Annotated in this window: 29 protein-coding genes; all 29 read right to left on the bottom strand. The window is 63.5% G+C overall.

Annotated features, from left to right (window positions below):
* Positions 1–8: 8 nt before the first annotated feature.
* The 29 genes from rplQ to tuf all read right to left on the bottom strand — a co-directional run bounded on the left by rplQ (position 9) and on the right by tuf (position 17,276).
* Positions 9–434: a 50S ribosomal protein L17 gene (rplQ, locus tag IEW58_RS04010; protein WP_188643940.1), complete on the bottom strand. Its 426-nt coding sequence runs from the start codon at positions 432–434 to the stop codon at positions 9–11.
* A gap of 88 nt (positions 435–522) precedes the next feature.
* Positions 523–1,575 carry a DNA-directed RNA polymerase subunit alpha gene (locus tag IEW58_RS04005; protein ID WP_188643939.1) on the bottom strand — a complete coding sequence of 351 codons (1,053 nt, stop codon included), beginning with the start codon at positions 1,573–1,575 and terminating at the stop codon, positions 523–525.
* Between the two features lie 102 nt (positions 1,576–1,677).
* Positions 1,678–2,067 carry a 30S ribosomal protein S11 gene (gene rpsK, locus IEW58_RS04000; protein WP_188643938.1) on the bottom strand — a complete coding sequence of 130 codons (390 nt, stop codon included), beginning with the start codon at positions 2,065–2,067 and terminating at the stop codon, positions 1,678–1,680.
* Positions 2,068–2,131: 64 nt separating this feature from the next.
* Entirely contained in the window at positions 2,132–2,500 is a 369-nt protein-coding gene (gene rpsM / locus IEW58_RS03995) for a 30S ribosomal protein S13 (RefSeq protein WP_188643937.1), read from the bottom strand.
* Between the two features lie 313 nt (positions 2,501–2,813).
* Positions 2,814–3,494: an SRPBCC family protein gene (locus IEW58_RS03990; protein WP_188643936.1), complete on the bottom strand. Its 681-nt coding sequence runs from the start codon at positions 3,492–3,494 to the stop codon at positions 2,814–2,816.
* A 50-nt stretch (positions 3,495–3,544) separates the two neighbouring features.
* A complete protein-coding gene (locus tag IEW58_RS03985; protein ID WP_188643935.1) occupies positions 3,545–4,192 on the bottom strand; it encodes an adenylate kinase in 648 nt (215 codons plus the stop codon).
* A gap of 30 nt (positions 4,193–4,222) precedes the next feature.
* Positions 4,223–5,587, bottom strand: a complete 1,365-nt coding sequence (gene secY / locus IEW58_RS03980; RefSeq protein WP_188643934.1) for a preprotein translocase subunit SecY — start codon at positions 5,585–5,587, stop codon at positions 4,223–4,225.
* Between the two features lie 115 nt (positions 5,588–5,702).
* Entirely contained in the window at positions 5,703–6,230 is a 528-nt protein-coding gene (gene rplO / locus IEW58_RS03975) for a 50S ribosomal protein L15 (RefSeq protein ID WP_188643933.1), read from the bottom strand.
* 83 nt (positions 6,231–6,313) lie between these two features.
* Positions 6,314–6,493 carry a 50S ribosomal protein L30 gene (rpmD, locus tag IEW58_RS03970; protein ID WP_188643932.1) on the bottom strand — a complete coding sequence of 60 codons (180 nt, stop codon included), beginning with the start codon at positions 6,491–6,493 and terminating at the stop codon, positions 6,314–6,316.
* Between the two features lie 5 nt (positions 6,494–6,498).
* Complete coding sequence (gene rpsE / locus IEW58_RS03965) at positions 6,499–7,296, bottom strand: 30S ribosomal protein S5 (protein WP_229658422.1); 798 nt, start codon at positions 7,294–7,296, stop codon at positions 6,499–6,501.
* 2 nt (positions 7,297–7,298) lie between these two features.
* On the bottom strand, positions 7,299–7,643 hold the full coding sequence (rplR, locus tag IEW58_RS03960) for a 50S ribosomal protein L18 (protein WP_188643931.1): 345 nt from the start codon (positions 7,641–7,643) through the stop codon (positions 7,299–7,301).
* A 1-nt stretch (position 7,644) separates the two neighbouring features.
* On the bottom strand, positions 7,645–8,178 hold the full coding sequence (rplF, locus tag IEW58_RS03955; protein ID WP_188643930.1) for a 50S ribosomal protein L6: 534 nt from the start codon (positions 8,176–8,178) through the stop codon (positions 7,645–7,647).
* Positions 8,178–8,573, bottom strand: a complete 396-nt coding sequence (gene rpsH / locus IEW58_RS03950) for a 30S ribosomal protein S8 (RefSeq protein ID WP_188643929.1) — start codon at positions 8,571–8,573, stop codon at positions 8,178–8,180. Before rpsH ends, rplF begins: the two co-directional genes overlap by 1 nt.
* A gap of 10 nt (positions 8,574–8,583) precedes the next feature.
* The gene (rpsN, locus tag IEW58_RS03945) at positions 8,584–8,889 is read right to left on the bottom strand and encodes a 30S ribosomal protein S14 (RefSeq protein ID WP_188643928.1); all 306 of its coding nucleotides are present in this window, start codon (positions 8,887–8,889) and stop codon (positions 8,584–8,586) included.
* A gap of 29 nt (positions 8,890–8,918) precedes the next feature.
* Positions 8,919–9,521 (bottom strand): 50S ribosomal protein L5, encoded by a 603-nt coding sequence (gene rplE / locus IEW58_RS03940; RefSeq protein ID WP_188643927.1) that lies wholly within the window; start codon positions 9,519–9,521, stop codon positions 8,919–8,921.
* Positions 9,514–9,834 carry a 50S ribosomal protein L24 gene (gene rplX / locus IEW58_RS03935; RefSeq protein ID WP_188643926.1) on the bottom strand — a complete coding sequence of 107 codons (321 nt, stop codon included), beginning with the start codon at positions 9,832–9,834 and terminating at the stop codon, positions 9,514–9,516. The genes rplE and rplX overlap by 8 nt, the downstream gene beginning before the upstream one ends.
* On the bottom strand, positions 9,834–10,202 hold the full coding sequence (rplN, locus tag IEW58_RS03930; RefSeq protein WP_126175303.1) for a 50S ribosomal protein L14: 369 nt from the start codon (positions 10,200–10,202) through the stop codon (positions 9,834–9,836). The genes rplX and rplN overlap by 1 nt, the downstream gene beginning before the upstream one ends.
* Before the next feature lie 62 nt (positions 10,203–10,264).
* Positions 10,265–10,555: a 30S ribosomal protein S17 gene (gene rpsQ, locus IEW58_RS03925; RefSeq protein WP_188643925.1), complete on the bottom strand. Its 291-nt coding sequence runs from the start codon at positions 10,553–10,555 to the stop codon at positions 10,265–10,267.
* Positions 10,556–10,565: 10 nt separating this feature from the next.
* Positions 10,566–10,802 (bottom strand): 50S ribosomal protein L29, encoded by a 237-nt coding sequence (gene rpmC / locus IEW58_RS03920; RefSeq protein WP_188643924.1) that lies wholly within the window; start codon positions 10,800–10,802, stop codon positions 10,566–10,568.
* A complete protein-coding gene (gene rplP / locus IEW58_RS03915; RefSeq protein WP_126175300.1) occupies positions 10,802–11,236 on the bottom strand; it encodes a 50S ribosomal protein L16 in 435 nt (144 codons plus the stop codon). The genes rpmC and rplP overlap by 1 nt, the downstream gene beginning before the upstream one ends.
* Before the next feature lie 21 nt (positions 11,237–11,257).
* Positions 11,258–11,953, bottom strand: coding sequence for a 30S ribosomal protein S3 (gene rpsC / locus IEW58_RS03910; RefSeq protein WP_188643923.1), 696 nt, complete (start codon positions 11,951–11,953; stop codon positions 11,258–11,260).
* 3 nt (positions 11,954–11,956) lie between these two features.
* Positions 11,957–12,334 carry a 50S ribosomal protein L22 gene (gene rplV / locus IEW58_RS03905; RefSeq protein ID WP_126175298.1) on the bottom strand — a complete coding sequence of 126 codons (378 nt, stop codon included), beginning with the start codon at positions 12,332–12,334 and terminating at the stop codon, positions 11,957–11,959.
* Entirely contained in the window at positions 12,334–12,609 is a 276-nt protein-coding gene (gene rpsS, locus IEW58_RS03900; protein WP_067677486.1) for a 30S ribosomal protein S19, read from the bottom strand. The genes rplV and rpsS overlap by 1 nt, the downstream gene beginning before the upstream one ends.
* Positions 12,610–12,614: 5 nt before the next feature.
* Positions 12,615–13,451, bottom strand: a complete 837-nt coding sequence (rplB, locus tag IEW58_RS03895; protein WP_188643922.1) for a 50S ribosomal protein L2 — start codon at positions 13,449–13,451, stop codon at positions 12,615–12,617.
* An 11-nt stretch (positions 13,452–13,462) separates the two neighbouring features.
* Positions 13,463–13,777 carry a 50S ribosomal protein L23 gene (locus IEW58_RS03890; protein ID WP_188643921.1) on the bottom strand — a complete coding sequence of 105 codons (315 nt, stop codon included), beginning with the start codon at positions 13,775–13,777 and terminating at the stop codon, positions 13,463–13,465.
* Positions 13,770–14,396 carry a 50S ribosomal protein L4 gene (gene rplD, locus IEW58_RS03885; RefSeq protein ID WP_188643920.1) on the bottom strand — a complete coding sequence of 209 codons (627 nt, stop codon included), beginning with the start codon at positions 14,394–14,396 and terminating at the stop codon, positions 13,770–13,772. The genes IEW58_RS03890 and rplD overlap by 8 nt, the downstream gene beginning before the upstream one ends.
* A gap of 4 nt (positions 14,397–14,400) precedes the next feature.
* Positions 14,401–15,282, bottom strand: a complete 882-nt coding sequence (rplC, locus tag IEW58_RS03880) for a 50S ribosomal protein L3 (protein ID WP_188643919.1) — start codon at positions 15,280–15,282, stop codon at positions 14,401–14,403.
* 179 nt (positions 15,283–15,461) lie between these two features.
* A complete protein-coding gene (gene rpsJ, locus IEW58_RS03875) occupies positions 15,462–15,773 on the bottom strand; it encodes a 30S ribosomal protein S10 (protein WP_188643918.1) in 312 nt (103 codons plus the stop codon).
* Between the two features lie 312 nt (positions 15,774–16,085).
* On the bottom strand, positions 16,086–17,276 hold the full coding sequence (gene tuf / locus IEW58_RS03870; protein WP_188643917.1) for an elongation factor Tu: 1,191 nt from the start codon (positions 17,274–17,276) through the stop codon (positions 16,086–16,088).
* Between the last annotated feature and the right edge of the window lie 77 nt (positions 17,277–17,353).

Raw genomic sequence — 17,353 nt, 5'->3', positions numbered from 1 at the left:
TACGCGACTTAGGCGGCTTCGAACTCGTCCGCGTCGGCGTTCATCACCGGGCCCGAGTCCTGGCCCTTGGCTTCCACATCGCGATCGACGAGTTCGATGATCGCGATCGGCGCGGCGTCGCTCGCGCGGATGCCAGCCTTGATGACACGGGTGTAACCGCCATCGCGACCGGCATAACGCTCGGCCAGAACCTCGAACAGCTTCTTGAGCTGGGTCTCGTCGCCGAGGCGCCCCATCGCCAGACGCCGGTTGGAGAGCCCGCCACGCTTGGCGAGCGTGATCAGCTTCTCGAAGTAGGGACGCAGCTCCTTCGCCTTGGGCGTGGTGGTAAGGATCTGCTCGTGCTTGATGAGCGAGGCGGCGAGATTGCGCAGCAGCGCGGCGCGGTGGCCGCTCTTGCGCTGCAGCTTACGGCCCGAATGTCCGTGACGCATGTTCAGTACTCCGTTCGTAGGGGGTCCGTGTCAGGTAACCCGATGCAGGCCGGAAGAAGGGGTCCGGCCGATGCCCCTTGTCGCCTGATTAGCCGAGCAGCTCCTGCTCGAGCTTCTTGGCCATTTCCTCGATGTTCTCGGGCGGCCAGCCCGGGATGTCCATGCCAAGGCGCAGGCCCATCGAGCTCAGGACTTCCTTGATCTCGTTGAGGCTCTTGCGGCCGAAGTTTGGCGTACGGAGCATCTCGGCCTCGGTCTTCTGGACCAGGTCGCCGATGTAAATGATGTTGTCGTTCTTGAGGCAGTTGGCCGAACGAACCGACAGTTCCAGCTCGTCGACCTTCTTGAGGAGGTAGCGGTTGAGCTGGTTGGCGTCGCTTTCTTCCGGCTGCGCCGCGAGACCGATCATCGGGCTCGAGGACTGCGGGATGCCGTCTTCGAAGTGGACGAAGAGCGCGAGCTGGTCCTGCAGGATGCGCGCGGCATAGGCCACGGCGTCTTCCGGAGTGACGGTGCCGTCGGTTTCAACCGAGAGCGAGAGCTTGTCAAAATCAAGCTCCTGACCGACGCGGGCGTTCTCGACCTTGTAGCTGACCTGGCGAACCGGCGAGTAGAGGCTGTCCACCGGGATCAGCCCGATCGGCGCATCGACCGGACGATTGCCAACCGCGGGGACATAGCCCTTGCCGGTGTCGGCGGTCAGTTCCATGTTGAGATTGGCGCCCTCGTCGAGATGGCAGATCACGAGATCCTTGTTCATCACCTCGATGTCGCCCGAAACAGCGATATCTCCGGCGGTGACTTCGCCCGGACCAGTGGCGGCAAGCTGCAGCCGCTTTGGGCCTTCGCCTTCCATCCGCAGCGCGATCTGCTTAACGTTAAGGACGATGTCGGTAACGTCCTCGCGCACGCCGGCGAGCGAAGAGAATTCGTGCAGCACGTTCTCGATCTTGATCGAGGTAATCGCCGCACCCTGCAGGCTCGACAGGAGCACACGGCGCAGCGCGTTGCCGAGGGTGAGGCCGTAGCCGCGCTCCAGCGGCTCGGCGACGAAAGTGGCTTTGCGGCCCTTCGCGGCGTCCTTCACTTCGAGGCTGTTGGGTTTCTTGAGTTCCTGCCAGTTCTTGGTGTTGACGGCCATGGATATCCCCTGGGGTTCAAATGCGTTTCGGACCGGCGCTGGCGGCGCGTCCGGTCCGTGAAAGGCGGCGCAGGGAGCGACCCTGCGCCGGGCAGGTACGGATCAGACGCGGCGGCGCTTGGAGGGCCGCACACCGTTATGCGGGATCGAGGTCACGTCGCGGATCGAAGTGATCGTGAAGCCAACTGCCTGCAGTGCCCGCAGCGCGCTTTCGCGGCCCGAGCCCGGGCCCTTGACCTCGACCTCGAGGGTGCGGACGCCGTGTTCCGCAGCCTTCTTGCCGGCGTCGTCGGCAGCAACCTGCGCGGCGTACGGAGTCGACTTGCGGCTGCCCTTGAAGCCCATCATGCCGGCCGAGGACCAGCTGATGGCATTGCCCTGGGCGTCCGTGATGGTGATCATCGTGTTGTTGAAGCTGGCGTTGACGTGCGCGACGCCGCTGGAAATGTTCTTCCGCTCGCGGCGCCGAATGCGCTGGGGTTCGCGTGCCATGATCCTGTTATCCTGTAACTAGCTCGAAAAGAGAAAAAGTCGTGACGCCTGAAAGGCGCGACGCTTACTTCTTCTTGCCGGCGATTGCCTTGGCCTTGCCCTTGCGGGTGCGGGCGTTCGTGTGCGTGCGCTGGCCGCGGACCGGCAGGCCCTTGCGGTGACGCAGGCCACGATAGCTGGCCAGGTCCATCAGACGCTTGATGTTCATCGCGGTTTCGCGGCGAAGGTCGCCCTCGACCTGATGCTCGCCATCGATCGTTTCACGGATCTGCAGCACTTCGGCATCGGACAGGTCGGACACGCGACGCGTGTGATCGATGCCGAGCTTGTCGGCGATCTTCACCGCGGTCGTGCGGCCGATTCCATGAATGTAGGTGAGCGCAATGATCACGCGCTTGTTGGTGGGGAGGTTTACCCCGGCAATACGAGCCACTTTATTCTCCATGCTCCACAGGGGCTTGACCGGTCCGTCTGGTGACGGGGGCGGCCCCTATCTCATCGCTGTTACTCGACAGAAGGCCTAGGGCCATTACGGCAAAAAGCCCGGATGGCGCGCATGCGTTGACGCGCCTGCCGGACTGCTGCCGATGTGTCGAATAGGGCGCGCGCTTAGGACGATTCGATCATCCCGTCAACCGTCGCGAAGGCGAAATCGCTCGCGGATGCTTCATGCCACCTCGTTATCGGTTCAATGGGGCCAACTGCAACCAAGTGCAGCAGACCGAGGACAGGCGCGGTCAAACCGGTCAATCGCCCTTCCCTTCATCGAGTGCGTCGATTGCGGCGCCCACATCATCGGACGTTCGTTGCTCACCGACCCCTTTCGGCGCGGGCTTGGCGACCGGCGCCTGGTTGGCCGGGGGAGCGCCGGCTCTACGCAGCTTGTCGGCCAGATGACCCAACTGCTGGCTCATCACCTCGTCAACCGAAGCGGATATCTTGGGCACCGGATACCGCATGTGACCGGCGACGACATACTCCCAGACCAGCTTGGTACCACCAGCGACCGGCTGCATCGTTATCGTGAGGACCCCGTCCACAGGCTCGCTCTGTAGCGGGCCAAGAGCGCCCCGCATCCGCAGGACTTTCATGGGCTCGGCCATAACGACTGTCATGTGCTGTGCGCTCCCGGCAAGACCGACTTCGGTCGCGCTGTCCTTCTCTGGCAATCTTTCGCAAAAGCATCCACCAGCCTGAGGTGCCAGCGACAGGTTGGCAGCCGAGCCCGACCAGGTGTGGCTCTCATCCCACCATTCGGCGGGATCGATGAGTGCCAGCCAGGAAGCCTTGGGCGCCGCGGCGACGACGACGCTATCGCGCGTCACGAAGTGATCGGCAGAGCTTTCCACCACTTCGGCTCGCGCGGGGACACAGGCCAAAGTCATGCCCCCAAGAGCGGCCAACGCGCCGCGCAAGATCGTGATCATCGCATCCCTCCCCTCCGCCTTATTCCACGGAGCGAGGGAAGCGAAAAGGCTTAACCCGCGAGGATCGCTTCGATGGCGCTGGTCACCTGCTCGATATCGGCCATGCCATCTATCCGGCGCACGATACCGCGGTTTTCGTAAATCGGGAGGATCGGGGCCGTCTTCGCCCGGTACTCGGCCATGCGAGTGCGCACCGTTTCCTCATTGTCATCCGGACGTCGCTTGAATTCGGTCGAGCCGCAGCGATCGCACAGGCCCAGCTGAACCGGCCGCTTGTAGTTATCGTTGTAGCCTTCGCCGCAGTTGGCACAGGTAAAACGGCCGGTGATCCGCTCGACAAGTGCGTCCTCGTTCACCTCCAGCTCGATTACATGATCGAGCCGGCGACCATGCGCGGCGAGAATCACGTCCAGCGCCTCCGCCTGGGCGGCAGTACGCGGATAGCCGTCGAAGATAGCGCCTGTCCCCGCCCCCATTGCGGTGAGTTCGGCGTCGATCAGCCGGGAAACGATGTCGTCCGACACCAGTTCGCCCCGCTCCATCACCGCCTTGGCTTCCAGACCGACAGGGGTGCCGGCCTTGACCGCGGCGCGCAGCATGTCGCCCGTCGAAAGCTGCCGCATCCCGTGCCGGTCGACGAGCCGCTGGGCCTGGGTGCCCTTGCCCGCTCCGGGCGGTCCGAGAAGGATGATGTTCACGCGCGTCCCCCGATCCCCTGTTGGCTCGCCCTAGCGCAGACGGCCCTTGAGCTTCGCCTTCTTGATAAGGTTGCCGTACTGGTGCGCAAGCAGGTGCGACTGGATCTGGCTGATGGTATCGACCGTCACGTTCACCACGATGAGCAGGCTGGTGCCGCCGAGGAAGAGCGGAATGCCCGTCTGCGCGATCATGTATTCAGGAATGACGCACACCAGCGTCAGGTAGATTGCGCCGATCACGGTTATGCGGGTGAGGACGTAGTCGAGGTAATCCTGCGTCCGCTTGCCCGGACGGATGCCCGGGATGAAGCCGCCGTTCTTCTTGAGATTTTCCGCCGTCTCTTCCGGATTGAAGACCACCGCGGTGTAGAAGAACGTGAAGAAGATGATCCCTGCCGCGTAGAGCAGCAGGTACAGCGGCTGCCCGTGCTGGAGATAGAAGTTCAGGGTGTTGATGACGCCGCCCGCGGTTCCTTCCGGATCGATTGCCTGACCCGCGAACTGACTGATCGTCAGTGGCAGGAGCAGCAGCGAGCTTGCGAAGATAGGCGGGATCACGCCCGAGGTATTCAGCTTGAGCGGCAGGTGGCTGCGATCGGCCTGCATCATTCCGCGCTGGCTGGCGCGCTTGGGATACTGGATCAGTAGCTGGCGCTGCGCGCGCTCCATGAACGAGATGAAAATGATCAGTCCAACGATCATGACCGTGAAACCGACAATCACGAACGGGCTGATCGACCCCGAGCGGCCACCCTCGAACAGGTTTGCCCCAAAGCTGGGGAACTGGGCCACGATTCCTGCCATGATGATCAGGGACACGCCGTTTCCGATCCCGCGGCTGGTGATCTGCTCACCCAGCCAAAGGAGGAACATGGAACCGCCGAGCAGGCTGATCACCGCGGTGATGCGGAACGTCAGACCGGGAAAAACGACCGCCTGGAGTCCGCTGGAAGCGCCGTATGCCTCCAGCCCCGAAGCAAGGAACCAGCCCTGCACTGCACACAGGAACACCGTGCCGTAGCGAGTGTACTGATTGAGCTTCTGGCGCCCCGAAGCACCTTCCTTCTTCATTGCCGCGAGTGCGGGATGGAGCGATGCTGCCAGCTGGATCACGATGGAAGCCGTGATGTACGGCATGATGCCGAGCGCAATCAGGCTCATGCGCTCAAGGCTGCCGCCCGAGAAGGTATTGAACAGGTCGAGGATGCCGCCCTGAGTCTGCGCGTAAAGTTGTTCGAGCACGAGCGGGTTCACGCCCGGAAGAGGTACAAAGCTCAGGAAGCGGAAGACGATCAGGGCACCGATCGTGAACCAGATGCGGTTCTTGAGCTCGGTGGCCTTGGAAAAGTTCGCCAGGCTCAGCGAGCTGGCGATGTTGTCGGCGCGTGATGCCATGGGATTACCCGAAAATCCTGTTTTGGCGCCAAGGGGTGTTAGGCTCCCTCCCGGCACAGGGAGGCTACATAGGAAGCGGGGGTCCGGATGTCGAACCCCCGCTGTCCGTTATTCGCTACTTCGCGGCCTTGGCGGCGGCATTCGCCTCGCGGCGGGCCTGCTTCTTCTCATGCTCGGGCTGCGGCTTGGCGATAACTTCGACCGAGCCGCCGGCCTTCGCCACCGCTTCCAGCGCACCCTTCGACGCGCCGGCGACGCGGAAGCTTGCCTTGGAGGTCAGTTCGCCCTTGCCGAGCAGACGCACGCCATGCTTGGAGCCCCTCGCGACTCCAGCGTTCTTCAGCGCCTCGTGATCGATCACGCCGGAAGCATCGAGCTTGCCCGCGTCGATGAACTTCTGGACAATGCCCAGATTAACTTCAGCGTAGTCCTTCGGATTGAGCGCGTTGAAGCCCCGTTTCGGAATGCGCATGTGGAGCGGCATCTGGCCACCCTCGAAGCCGGCGACCGATACGCCCGAGCGCGCCTTGGCACCCTTCTGGCCGCGGCCTGCGGTCTTGCCCTTACCCGAGCCGATGCCCCGGCCGACGCGCATCTTGCGATGACGCGCGCCTTCGTTGTCACGGATGTCGTTCAGTTTCATGTCAAAGCACTCGCTTTCGCTTAGTTCGCGCCGGTGAGACGATGCCCACCGCAGACCGTCGCGTCTGACGGTCGATTTCGAAGTTATCCTTCGACCACTTCCACCATGTGGGGCAGCTTGGCAATCGCGCCGCGGACTTCAGCCGAATCCTCGACCTCCACCACGCGGTGCATCTTGCCGAGGCCAAGGCCGATGAGGACCTTCTTCTGGCTTTCGGGACGGCGGATCGGGCTGCCGATCTGCTTGATCTTGATCTTCGCCATCTGGCTTACTCCACAATCGCGGCAGCTTCGGCTTCCGCCTCGGCGTCACTCGCGCCGCCACGGCCGAGCAGATCCGCTACCTTCTTGCCGCGGCGCTGGGCGACGGACTTCGGCGAAGTCTGGTCCTGCAGCGCGTCAAACGTGGCGCGGATCATGTTATAGGGGTTCGAAGTGCCGACCGACTTGGTCACCACGTCGGCCACGCCAAGGCTCTCGAACACCGCGCGCATCGGGCCGCCGGCAATGATGCCGGTACCAGCGGGCGCGCTACGGACGTTGACCTTGCCCGCACCGAAACGGCCCTTGCCGTCGTGATGCAGGGTCCGGCCTTCCTTGAGCGGAACGCGGATCATCTTCTTCTTGGCCGAAGCGGTAGCCTTGGTGATGGCTTCCGGCACTTCGCGCGCCTTGCCGTGACCGAAACCCACGCGGCCGGCGCCGTCGCCAACGACGACGAGCGCCGCGAAGCCGAAGCGCTTGCCGCCCTTCACGGTCTTGGAGACGCGGTTGATATGCACCAGCTTCTCGATGATGCCGTCGTCTTCTTCCTCGCGTCCGCCACGACGGTCGTCGCGCCGGCCGCCACGGTTGCCGCCACGGCCGCCCTGACCGCCGCGCCCACCACGATCGCCGCCACGGTCACCACCGCGAGCGCCACGCCCACGGGGCTGCGTGGGATCGCCGCTCTCGACATTCTGCGTCTGCGCGGCCTCCGAGGGAGTATCGGCGACTGCCGGCTGCTCGTTCACCACGGCGTTCTGCGTTTCGGCAGTCACGGCTTCGTTGTTTTCGTTTTCAGGCATCATCAGAACTCCAGCCCGCCTTCACGGGCGGCGTCGGCCAGCGCTTTCACGCGGCCATGGAACAGGAACCCGCCGCGGTCGAACACCACCGCGCTGACACCGGCCTGCTTGGCCGCTTCGGCGATGGTCTTGCCGACCTGGGCGGCAGCATCGACGTTGGCACCGCTGGACGAGATGCCCAGCGTGCTGGCAGCGGCCAGCGTGCGGCCCTGCTTGTCGTCGATGACCTGCGCATAGATGTGCCGGCCGGTACGGTGGATCGAAAGCCGCGGACGATCGCCGGCGCGGGCCTTGATCGCGGTGCGCACGCGGCGACGGCGGCGCTCGAAGAGGGAAAGCTTGGCCATCTTACTTCTTCTTCCCTTCCTTGCGGAAGATGTACTCGCCGCGATAGGCAATACCCTTGCCCTTGTACGGCTCGGGCTTGCGCCAGCGACGGATTTCGGCGGCGAACTGCCCGACCGCCTGCTTATCGATGCCGGAGATCTCGACCGTGGTCTGATCGGGCGTCTTCACCTCGAGGCCTTCGGGCACATCGAGATCGACGTCGTGGCTGTAGCCGAGCTGCAGCTTCAACTTGCGTCCTTGCGCTGCTGCGCGGTAGCCCACACCCTTGATGTCGAGCGTCTTGGTGAAGCCGGCGGTTACGCCCTCCACCAGGTTCGACACCAGCGTGCGCTGCATGCCCCAGAAAGCACGCGCCGCCTTGCTGTCGTTCGCCGGCATGATCGAAATCGCGCCGTCCTCGACCTTGTAATCGATCAGGTCGGACATGCCCATCGCGAGGGTGCCCTTGGGCCCCTTCACCGACAACGTGTTCCCGCTGATGTCGGCGGTGACCCCGCTGGGGATCGCCACCGGCCGTTTGCCGATGCGGCTCATCAGAATACCTCCGCCAGCACTTCGCCGCCGACGTTCTGGCTGCGCGCCTCGGCATCCGAGAGCACGCCGCGCGGCGTCGAGACGATGGTGATGCCAAGTCCGTTGCGAACGTTCGGGAGGTCCTTCGACCCCGAATAGACGCGCCGGCCCGGCTTGGAGACGCGAGCGAGATGCTTGATCGCAGGCTCGCCCTCGAAATACTTCAGTTCGATCCGCAGTGCGGGGTGCTTGCCGGTTTCGTCCTCGGTGAAGCCGCGGATGAAGCCTTCACGCTTCAGCACTTCCAGGACGTTGGCGCGCAGCTTGCTGGCGGGAGTAAGGACCGAGTCCTTCTTCGCCTGCTGGCCGTTACGGATGCGGGTGAGCATATCACCCAGGGGATCGGTCAATGCCATCTTTAGGTCCTCACCAGCTCGACTTGGTCAGGCCCGGAATGAGGCCCTTGTTGCCGAGATCGCGGAGCTCGATGCGGTTGAGCCCGAACTTGCGGTAGTAGCCGCGCGGGCGGCCGGTGGTGGAGCAGCGGTTGCGCACCCGGGTCGGGTTTGCATTGCGCGGGATTTCCGCCAGCTTCAGGCGAGCCATCAGACGCTCGCCATCGTCGAGCGACTTGTCATCGGCAATAGCCTTCAACCGGGCGTACTTGCCGGCATACTTCTTCACGAGCTTCTTGCGCCGCTCGTTCTTGTTGATCGAACTCAGTTTCGCCATGGACTTAAGCTCTCTTCCTTAAATCTGAGTCACGCGGCCTGCTGCTCGCCGGTCGATTCCGGAGCAGCGGCTTCTTCGCGCGGGAACGGGAAGCCGAACAGGCGCAGCAGCTCGCGCGCCTCGTCGTCGGTCTTCGCCGTGGTGGTTACAATGATATCCATCCCGCGGACCTTCTCGATCTTGTCGTACGAGATTTCCGGGAAGATGATCTGTTCCTTGAGGCCCATTGCATAGTTGCCGCGCCCGTCGAAGCTCTTCGGGTTCAGCCCGCGGAAGTCGCGGATGCGGGGCATCGCGACGGTCACGAGCCGGTCGAGGAACTCATACATCCGCTCGCGGCGAAGGGTCACCTTGGTACCGATCGGCATGCCTTCACGCAGCTTGAACTGGGCGATCGACTTCTTGGCCTTGGTGATGACCGGCTTCTGGCCAGCGATGAGCGCCATTTCCTCGGCGGCGGTCTGGACCTTCTTCTTGTCCTGGCTCGCTTCGCCCACGCCCATGTTGAGCGTGATCTTCTCAAGCTTGGGCACTTCCATCGCGTTCTTGTAGCCGAACTTCTCCGTCATCGCCTTGGCGATCTCGGCTTCGTACTTGGCCTTCAGACGCGGAGTATACTGCTGATCAGCCATCGATGGTCTCCCCGGACTTAACGGCAACGCGAACCTTGCGCCCGTCCTTCGTTTCGAAGCGGACGCGGGTCGGCTTGCCATCCTTCGGATCGGCCAGCGCAACCTTCGAGATGTGCATCGGCGCAGGCTTGCGATCGATGCCACCCTGCGGGTTGGTCTGGCTCGCCTTGCGGTGGCGGGCCGACACATTGATGCCATCGATGACAACCTTGCCATCCTTGGGCATCACGGCCTGGACGGTGCCGGTGCGGCCCTTGTCCTTGCCCGAAAGCACTACGACGTTATCGCCCTTCTTGATCTTGGCGGCAGCCATCACAGCACCTCCGGAGCAAGGCTGATGATCTTCATGAAGCCACGACCGCGCAGCTCACGAACCACGGGCCCGAAGATACGGGTGCCGATGGGCTCCTCGTTCTTGTTCACCAGCACGGCGGCATTGCTGTCGAAGCGAATGACGCTGCCATCGGCGCGACGCACATCCTTGCGAGTGCGCACGATAACCGCGCGATGAACGTCGCCCTTCTTCACGCGGGTCCGCGGCTGCGCCTCCTTCACCGAGACGACGATGACGTCGCCCACGCCGGCGGTGCGGCGCTTGGACCCGCCCAGCACCTTGATGCACTGGACGCGCTTGGCGCCGCTGTTGTCAGCGACGTCGAGCGTGGATTGCATCTGGATCATAGATCCGGTTCCTTCTCGTTCGGCTTGCCGGAACCAGTCCGGCAGTTCCTAAAAAACTTGGCTCAGTTACCGGCTTCGGCAACTTCGATGTCGGCTTCGACCGCCTGGACGCCGCCAGCCAGTACCCGGTCCTTCACGGTCCAGGTCTTGGTCTTGGAGATCGGCCGGGTTTCCTCGATCCGCACCACGTCGCCAGGATGAAACTCGTTGGCTTCATCATGCGCGTGATACTTCTTCGAGCGACGGATGATCTTGCCGTAGAGCGGGTGCTTCACCTTGCGCTCGACCAGCACGGTCACGGTCTTGTCGGTCTTGTCGGAGACGACTGTCCCGACCAGGATACGCTTGGGCATCGCTACTTCCTTACTTCGCTTCGGCAGCGCGAGAACGCTCGCCCTGCAGCGTCTTGATACGCGCGATGTCGCGGCGCACCTCGCGGATGCGCGCCGGGCGCTCCAGCTGGTTGGTCGCGGCCTGAAAGCGCAGGTTGAACGCCTCGCGCTTCAGCTCCACGAGTTGCTCGCCGAGCTGGTCATCGGTCTTTGTGCGCATATCCTCGGCCTTGCTGCCGGCGGGTGCTTTGGTGGGCTTCTTCGCCATCACTCGGCTCCCAGGTGGCTGGTGTCACCCAGACGGGCGATAACCTTGGTCTTGATCGGCAGCTTCATCGCCGCACGGCTGAACGCCTCGGCAGCAAGGGGGCCAGGAACGCCGTCGAGTTCGAACAGCACGCGGCCCGGCTTCACACGGGCGGCCCAGTATTCGATCGAGCCCTTGCCCTTGCCCTGGCGGACTTCGGCAGGCTTCTTCGACACCGGCACGTCGGGGAACACGCGGATCCACAGGCGTCCCTGACGCTTGATGTGACGCGTGATCGCACGGCGAGCCGCCTCGATCTGGCGAGCGGTGACGCGCTCGGGCTCGAGCGCCTTGAGGCCGTACGAGCCGAAGTTCAGGCTCGTGCCGCCCTTGGCGTCACCCTTGATCCGGCCCTTGAAAGCCTTGCGGAACTTGGTCTTCTTCGGTTGCAGCATGATTTTTCTCTACTTCCGAAATCAGCGGGCCGGCCGGACGCCGGAGGTCTGAGCCTCCATCATCAGGCGGTCCTGGGCGGTCGGATCATGGCCAAGAATCTCACCCTTGAAGATCCAGACCTTGATTCCGATGATTCCGTAGGCGGTGAGTGCCTCGGCATCGGCATAGTCGACATTCGCGCGCAGCGTATGCAGCGGCACGCGGCCTTCGCGATACTGTTCGACGCGGGCGATTTCGGCACCGCCAAGGCGGCCGCCGCACATCACCTTGATGCCTTCGGCACCCAGGCGCATGGCCGATTGCATCGCGCGCTTCATCGCACGGCGGAAGGCCACGCGGCGCACAAGCTGGTCGGCAATACCCTGCGCGACGAGCTTGGCATCGATCTCCGGCTTGCGGATCTCGACAATGTTGAGCTTGACGTCGCTCTTGGTCATCGTCGCCAGCTTGGCGCGAAGCTTCTCGATGTCCGCGCCCTTCTTGCCGATGATGACGCCCGGACGGGCGGCATAGATGGAAACGCGGCACAGCTTTGCCGGACGCTCGATCACGACCTTGCTGATCGCGGCCTGCGGCAGGCTGTCGACGATATACTTGCGGATCTCGATGTCCTCGCTGAGCAGCTTCGCGTAGTCGCGCCCTTCGGCGTACCAACGGCTGTCCCAGGTGCGGTTGATCTGCAGGCGCAGGCCGACGGGGTTTGATTTATGACCCATGGATCAGGCCTCCTCGCTCTCGCGGACCACGATGCGTAGCCGGCTGAACGGCTTAAGGATGCGGGTGCTCTTTCCGCGTCCGCGCGTGTGGAAGCGCTTCATGGTGACAGACTTGCCGACCGACGCCTCGGCGACGACGAGCGCGTCGACATCGAGGTTGTGGTTGTTCTCGGCGTTGGCGATCGCGCTTGCGAGCACCTTGGAAGCGTCACGCGCCATCGCCTTCTTGGAGAAGGTGAGGATGTTCATCGCTTCCTCGGCCTTGCGGCCACGGATCAGCGCGGCGACAAGGTTGAGCTTCTGCGCCGAACCACGGATCGTGGTGCCGACGGCGAGCGCCTCGTTGTCGCCCACGCGGCGGGGAGCTTTCTGCTTGCCCATCAGCGCTTGCCCTTCTTGTCGGCGGCGTGGCCAGGGAAATTGCGCGTGGGCGCAAATTCGCCGAGCTTGTGGCCGACCATGTCTTCGTTGACGGAGACCGGAATGAACTTCTGGCCATTGTAGACGCTGAAGGTCAGTCCGACGAACTGCGGCAGGATCGTCGAGCGACGCGACCAGGTCTTGATCGCACCGCGCGCGTTCTTCTCCTGCGCGTCCTCGGCCTTCTTCAGCAGGTGGAGGTCGACGAACGGACCTTTCCAGACGGAACGAGCCATCTCGATTACCTCTTCTTCTTGGCGTGACGCGAACGGATGATCATCTTGTCCGTCGCCTTGTTATGACGGGTCCGCGCGCCCTTGGTCGGCTTGCCCCACGGGGTGACCGGGTGGCGGCCGCCCGAGGTGCGGCCTTCGCCGCCGCCGTGCGGGTGATCGACCGGATTCTTAGCAACGCCGCGGGTCAGCGGACGCTTGCCCATCCAGCGGCTGCGGCCGGCCTTGGCGAAGTTCTGGTTCTGGTTGTCGGGGTTCGACACCGCGCCAACCGTACCCATGCAATCCGAGCGCAGGTAACGCTGCTCGCCTGAATTGAGCCTGACGATGACCATCCCGCGGTCACGACCGACGACCTGGACGTAAGTCCCGGCCGAACGGGCAATCTGCCCGCCCTTGCCCGGCTTCATCTCGACATTGTGGCAAATGGTGCCGACCGGCATCGTGCCGAGCAACATGGCGTTGCCTGGCTTGGTGTCGGTCTTCTCGCCAGCAACCACAGTGTCGCCGACCGCGAGGCGCTGCGGCGCGAGGATGTAGGCGAGTTCACCGTCCTCGTACTTCACCAGAGCGATGAACGCGGTGCGGTTCGGGTCGTATTCGAGCCGCTCAACGGTCGCCGGCATATCCCACTTGCGCCGCTTGAAATCGACGTAGCGGTACTTCTGCTTGTGGCCGCCCGCGATGCCGCGGCTCGTCACGTGCCCCTTGTTATTACGGCCACCCGTCTTGCGCTTGCCTTCGACCAGCGCCTTGACCGGCTTGCCCTTCCACAGGGCGGACTTGTCGACCAGGATCAGGCCGCGACGGGCCGGGCTGGTCGGCTTGTAATTCTTGAGTGCCATTGTCCCTGCCCTCAGATCCCGCTGGTGACGTCGATCGTGTCGCCGTCCGCCAGAGTGACAATCGCCTTCTTCATGTCCGTGCGCGTGTAGGGCTTACCCTTCCAGCGCTTGGTCTTGCCTTTGGCGACGATGGTGTTCACGCCGGTCACCTTGACACCGAACAGCGCCTCGACCGCTTCCTTGATCTGCGGCTTGGTAGCGTCGTTGGCGACCTTGAAGACCACGCCATTGTGCTCGGACAGCAACGTGCTCTTCTCGGTGATGTGGGGCGCGAGGATGACGTCATAATGACGCGCGTCGATCGCGATTTGCTGGTTCTTAGCCATTGAAGCGCGCCTCCAGCTTTTCGACCGCCGCCTTGGTCAGGACCAGCGTGTCGTGCTTCAGAATGTCGTAAACGTTGGCGCCCACAGCCGGCATCACATTGACGCCGGGCAGGTTGCCAGCGGCACGGGCGAACGAACCTTCGACCGAGTCCCCGTCTATCACGAGAACCTTGCCGCCCCAGCCATTCTTGTCGAACTGGCCCTTGAGCGCCTTGGTCTTGGCATCGTCGAGCACAAGGCTATCGACGATCACCAGGCCGCCCTTGGCCTTGCTCGACAGCGCCATGCGCAGACCCAGCGAACGGATCTTCTTGTTCAGCGAGATGTTGAAATCACGCTTACGAGCACCGTGAGCCTTGCCGCCGCCGATGAACACGGGGGCCGCGCGGTCGCCATGTCGAGCCGTACCGCCGCCCTTCTGGCGGCCGAACTTCTTGCCGGTGCGCGAGACTTCACTGCGCTCACGAGTGGGACGCGCCGTCGCGCGACGGTTCCACATCTGCCAGGTGACGACGCGGTGCAGGATGTCCTGCCGCGGTTCGATGCCGAACACGTCGTCGTTCAGCTCGAGATCGCCCTTGACCTCGGTGCCGTCGAGTTTCTGGACCTTCACCTTCACGGGATCAGCCCTCCTTGCTCTCGTCCGAGCCGGCAGCGCCGCCTTCGGAAGTTTCTTCGCCCACCGCAGGAGTGGTTTCGTCACCCGCGCCGGCCTGCTGCTCCTGAGCGAGCTGCTCCTGCAGCTCCGGGCTCACCTGATCGTGCACTTCGTGCTCTGCGGCGGCCTCAACGAGACCGGCAGGCGCCTCCTCGTGCTGGGGAACGTTGCGGTCGATGATCGCGGCCGGGAACGGAAGCTCGGCCGGAGCCTTGAGCTTGACGGCATCGCGCACCAGCAGCCAGCCATTCTTCGCGCCAGGGACCGAGCCCTTTACGAAGATCAGGCCTCGCGCCGGATCGGTGCGGACAACCTCGAGGTTTTGCTGGGTGCGCTGCTTGTCACCCATGTGGCCGGCCATCTTCTTGTTCTTGAAGACCTTGCCCGGGTCCTGCCGCTGCCCGGTCGAACCGTGCGCACGGTGGCTGATCGAAACACCGTGCGTCGCACGCATGCCTCCGAAGCCCCAACGCTTCATGGCGCCGGCAAAACCCTTGCCCTTGGTGCAGCCGGTGATGTCGACCTTCTGGCCAGCAATGAAGTGCTCGGCCGAAATGCTCGACCCTACGGGGATCAGCGCATCCTCGCCATCCACGCGGAATTCCGCGACGCGCATCTTAAGGCCAACGTTGGCCTTGGCGAAAGCTTCGCGCTGCGGCTTGTTGACGTTCTTCTGCTTGGCCTCGCCCGCACCCAGCTGGACAGCATAGTAGCCGTCGCGGTCCTCGGTACGATGCGAAACGACCTGGCAATCTTCAAGCGCCAGGACGGTGACCGGGACGTGCCGGCCATCTTCCTGGAACAGGCGGGTCATCCCGACTTTCTTAGCGATCACGCCGGAGCGCATGATCCATTCTCCTTACAGAGGCACCGAGGACCATCCCCGGTGCGTGCTTCGGCCCTGGAAAATCATGCGTCGCCCCGTCCGGGCCAAAGTGCCTCCCGAAGGAGGCGAGACGGGGGACGCTACCCGGCAACTTGCCGGAGGTATCCCTTGTCAGCGGACCACCGCGGTCCGCAGTGAAATCAAGCGAGCTTGATCTCGACGTTCACGCCAGCGGCCAGATCGAGCTTCATCAGCGCGTCGACCGTCTGGGCGTTGGGCTGCACAATGTCGAGCAGCCGCTTATAGGTGCGCACCTCGAACTGCTCCCGCGACTTCTTGTCGATGTGCGGACCGCGGTTCACGGTGAACTTCTCGAGACGCGTCGGCAGCGGAATGGGGCCCCGGATGAGCGCGCCGGTACGACGCGCGGTGTCCGCGATTTCTCCGGTCGCCTGGTCAAGCACGCGATGATCGAATGCCTTGAGACGAATGCGGATGTTCTGAGCTTCCATGTCCACTAACCGATGCGAAAGAGCCAAGCGAGCGCGGGTGCCGACACCCTGAACCCGCAAAAAAGAAAAGGCCCGCCCCGCTTGCATCCGGTTCCCCGGTACGGGCGGCCTTCCCATGAATTTCGTTGGAGGAGACGAATCCCCGCCGGTGCCGCGCCTATACGGAGGAGCCCTCACGCTGGCAAGCCCCGAATTGCGTTGAATTCACTGCCGGCACTCCGCTGACGCGTGGCAGCGGCGACGGCCCCTTCAAAAGGAAAGGCCCGCCCTCCCCGAACGGGAGAGCGGGCCCAATCCTGGAGATCGCGAGACTTACTTCGTGATCTTCGACACGACGCCCGAACCGACGGTCCGGCCGCCTTCGCGAATGGCGAAGCGGAGGCCCTCATCCATCGCGATCGGCGCGATCAGCTTGACGCCGATCGTGACGTTGTCGCCCGGCATGACCATCTCGGTGCCCTCGGGAAGGACGACTTCGCCGGTCACGTCGGTGGTGCGGAAGTAGAACTGCGGGCGGTAGTTGGCGAAGAACGGCGTGTGACGGCCCCCTTCGTCCTTCGACAGCACGTACACTTCGGCTTCGAAATCGGTGTGCGGGTTGACCGAACCAGGCTTGGCCAGAACCTGGCCACGCTCAACGGCTTCACGCGCCACGCCGCGGATCAGCGCACCGATGTTGTCGCCGGCTTCACCGCGATCGAGGAGCTTGCGGAACATCTCGACGCCGGTGACGGTCGTCTTGGTGGTGTCCTTGATGCCGACGATCTCGCACTCGTCACCGACGTTCACAACGCCCGATTCGACGCGGCCGGTGACAACCGTACCACGACCCGAGATCGAGAAAACGTCTTCGATCGGCATGAGGAACGGCTTGTCGATCGGACGCTCCGGCTGCGGAATGTACTCGTCGACAGCCTTCATCAGCTCGATGACCGAGTTCTTGCCGATCTCGTCGTCACGACCTTCGAGAGCAGCGAGAGCCGAGCCCTTGACGATCGGAATGTTGTCGCCGTCGAAGTCGTACGAGCTGAGCAGCTCGCGGACCTCGAGTTCGACGAGCTCCAGAATCTCGGCGTCGTCGACCTGATCCACCTTGTTCATGTAGACGACGAGCGCCGGCACGCCGACCTGGCGGGCGAGAAGGATGTGCTCGCGAGTCTGCGGCATCGGGCCGTCAGCAGCGTTCACCACCAGGATCGCGCCGTCCATCTGGGCAGCACCGGTGATCATGTTCTTCACGTAGTCCGCGTGGCCCGGGCAATCGACGTGCGCGTAGTGACGGGCGTCGGTTTCATACTCGACGTGAGCGGTCGAGATGGTGATGCCGCGCTCGCGCTCTTCGGGAGCCTTGTCGATGTTGGCGAAATCAACCGCCGCGCCGCCGTGGAGTTCGGCCATCACCTTGGTGATCGCGGCGGTCAGCGTGGTCTTGCCGTGGTCGACGTGACCGATGGTGCCGATGTTGCAGTGCGGCTTGTTCCGCTGGAATTTTTCCTTAGCCATTTTGACTCTAACCTCTGTCTGGGATTGAATTTCACCAAGTCGGGTTGCGGCACCCGGTGAATCGGGTGCCGCCCCTA

The sequence above is a fragment of the Tsuneonella deserti genome (assembly GCF_014644315.1).
GTDB lineage: Bacteria > Pseudomonadota > Alphaproteobacteria > Sphingomonadales > Sphingomonadaceae > Tsuneonella > Tsuneonella deserti.
The sequence above is the reverse complement of the archived record's forward strand: the minus strand, read 5'-3'. Positions and strand labels throughout refer to the sequence as shown.

Bases quoted from the DNA above. Each gene is read 5' to 3' on its own strand.
- rplQ (WP_188643940.1), bottom strand. From the start codon at position 434: ATGCGTCACGGACATTCGGGCCGTAAGCTGCAGCGCAAGAGCGGCCAC.
- IEW58_RS04005 (WP_188643939.1), bottom strand. From the start codon at position 1,575: ATGGCCGTCAACACCAAGAACTGGCAGGAACTCAAGAAACCCAACAGC.
- rpsK (WP_188643938.1), bottom strand. From the start codon at position 2,067: ATGGCACGCGAACCCCAGCGCATTCGGCGCCGCGAGCGGAAGAACATT.
- IEW58_RS03990 (WP_188643936.1), bottom strand. From the start codon at position 3,494: ATGATCACGATCTTGCGCGGCGCGTTGGCCGCTCTTGGGGGCATGACT.
- secY (WP_188643934.1), bottom strand. From the start codon at position 5,587: ATGGCATCACGCGCCGACAACATCGCCAGCTCGCTGAGCCTGGCGAAC.
- rplO (WP_188643933.1), bottom strand. From the start codon at position 6,230: ATGAAACTGAACGACATCCGTGACAACGAAGGCGCGCGTCATCGCAAG.
- rpmD (WP_188643932.1), bottom strand. From the start codon at position 6,493: ATGGCGAAGATCAAGATCAAGCAGATCGGCAGCCCGATCCGCCGTCCC.
- rpsE (WP_229658422.1), bottom strand. From the start codon at position 7,296: ATGCCTGAAAACGAAAACAACGAAGCCGTGACTGCCGAAACGCAGAAC.
- rplR (WP_188643931.1), bottom strand. From the start codon at position 7,643: ATGGCCAAGCTTTCCCTCTTCGAGCGCCGCCGTCGCCGCGTGCGCACC.
- rplF (WP_188643930.1), bottom strand. From the start codon at position 8,178: ATGAGCCGCATCGGCAAACGGCCGGTGGCGATCCCCAGCGGGGTCACC.
- rpsH (WP_188643929.1), bottom strand. From the start codon at position 8,573: ATGGCATTGACCGATCCCCTGGGTGATATGCTCACCCGCATCCGTAAC.
- rpsN (WP_188643928.1), bottom strand. From the start codon at position 8,889: ATGGCGAAACTGAGTTCGATCAACAAGAACGAGCGGCGCAAGAAGCTC.
- rplE (WP_188643927.1), bottom strand. From the start codon at position 9,521: ATGGCTGATCAGCAGTATACTCCGCGTCTGAAGGCCAAGTACGAAGCC.
- rplX (WP_188643926.1), bottom strand. From the start codon at position 9,834: ATGGCTGCCGCCAAGATCAAGAAGGGCGATAACGTCGTAGTGCTTTCG.
- rplN (WP_126175303.1), bottom strand. From the start codon at position 10,202: ATGATCCAGATGCAATCCACGCTCGACGTCGCTGACAACAGCGGCGCC.
- rpsQ (WP_188643925.1), bottom strand. From the start codon at position 10,555: ATGCCCAAGCGTATCCTGGTCGGGACAGTCGTCTCCGACAAGACCGAC.
- rpmC (WP_188643924.1), bottom strand. From the start codon at position 10,802: ATGGCGAAGAAGCCCACCAAAGCACCCGCCGGCAGCAAGGCCGAGGAT.
- rplP (WP_126175300.1), bottom strand. From the start codon at position 11,236: ATGCTGCAACCGAAGAAGACCAAGTTCCGCAAGGCTTTCAAGGGCCGG.
- rpsC (WP_188643923.1), bottom strand. From the start codon at position 11,953: ATGGGTCATAAATCAAACCCCGTCGGCCTGCGCCTGCAGATCAACCGC.
- rplV (WP_126175298.1), bottom strand. From the start codon at position 12,334: ATGGGCAAGCAGAAAGCTCCCCGCCGCGTGGGCGACAACGAGGCGCTC.
- rpsS (WP_067677486.1), bottom strand. From the start codon at position 12,609: ATGGCTCGTTCCGTCTGGAAAGGTCCGTTCGTCGACCTCCACCTGCTG.
- rplB (WP_188643922.1), bottom strand. From the start codon at position 13,451: ATGGCACTCAAGAATTACAAGCCGACCAGCCCGGCCCGTCGCGGCCTG.
- IEW58_RS03890 (WP_188643921.1), bottom strand. From the start codon at position 13,777: ATGGCTAAGAACCAGCAAATCGCGATCGACGCGCGTCATTATGACGTC.
- rplC (WP_188643919.1), bottom strand. From the start codon at position 15,282: ATGCGCTCCGGCGTGATCGCTAAGAAAGTCGGGATGACCCGCCTGTTC.
- rpsJ (WP_188643918.1), bottom strand. From the start codon at position 15,773: ATGGAAGCTCAGAACATCCGCATTCGTCTCAAGGCATTCGATCATCGC.
- tuf (WP_188643917.1), bottom strand. From the start codon at position 17,276: ATGGCTAAGGAAAAATTCCAGCGGAACAAGCCGCACTGCAACATCGGC.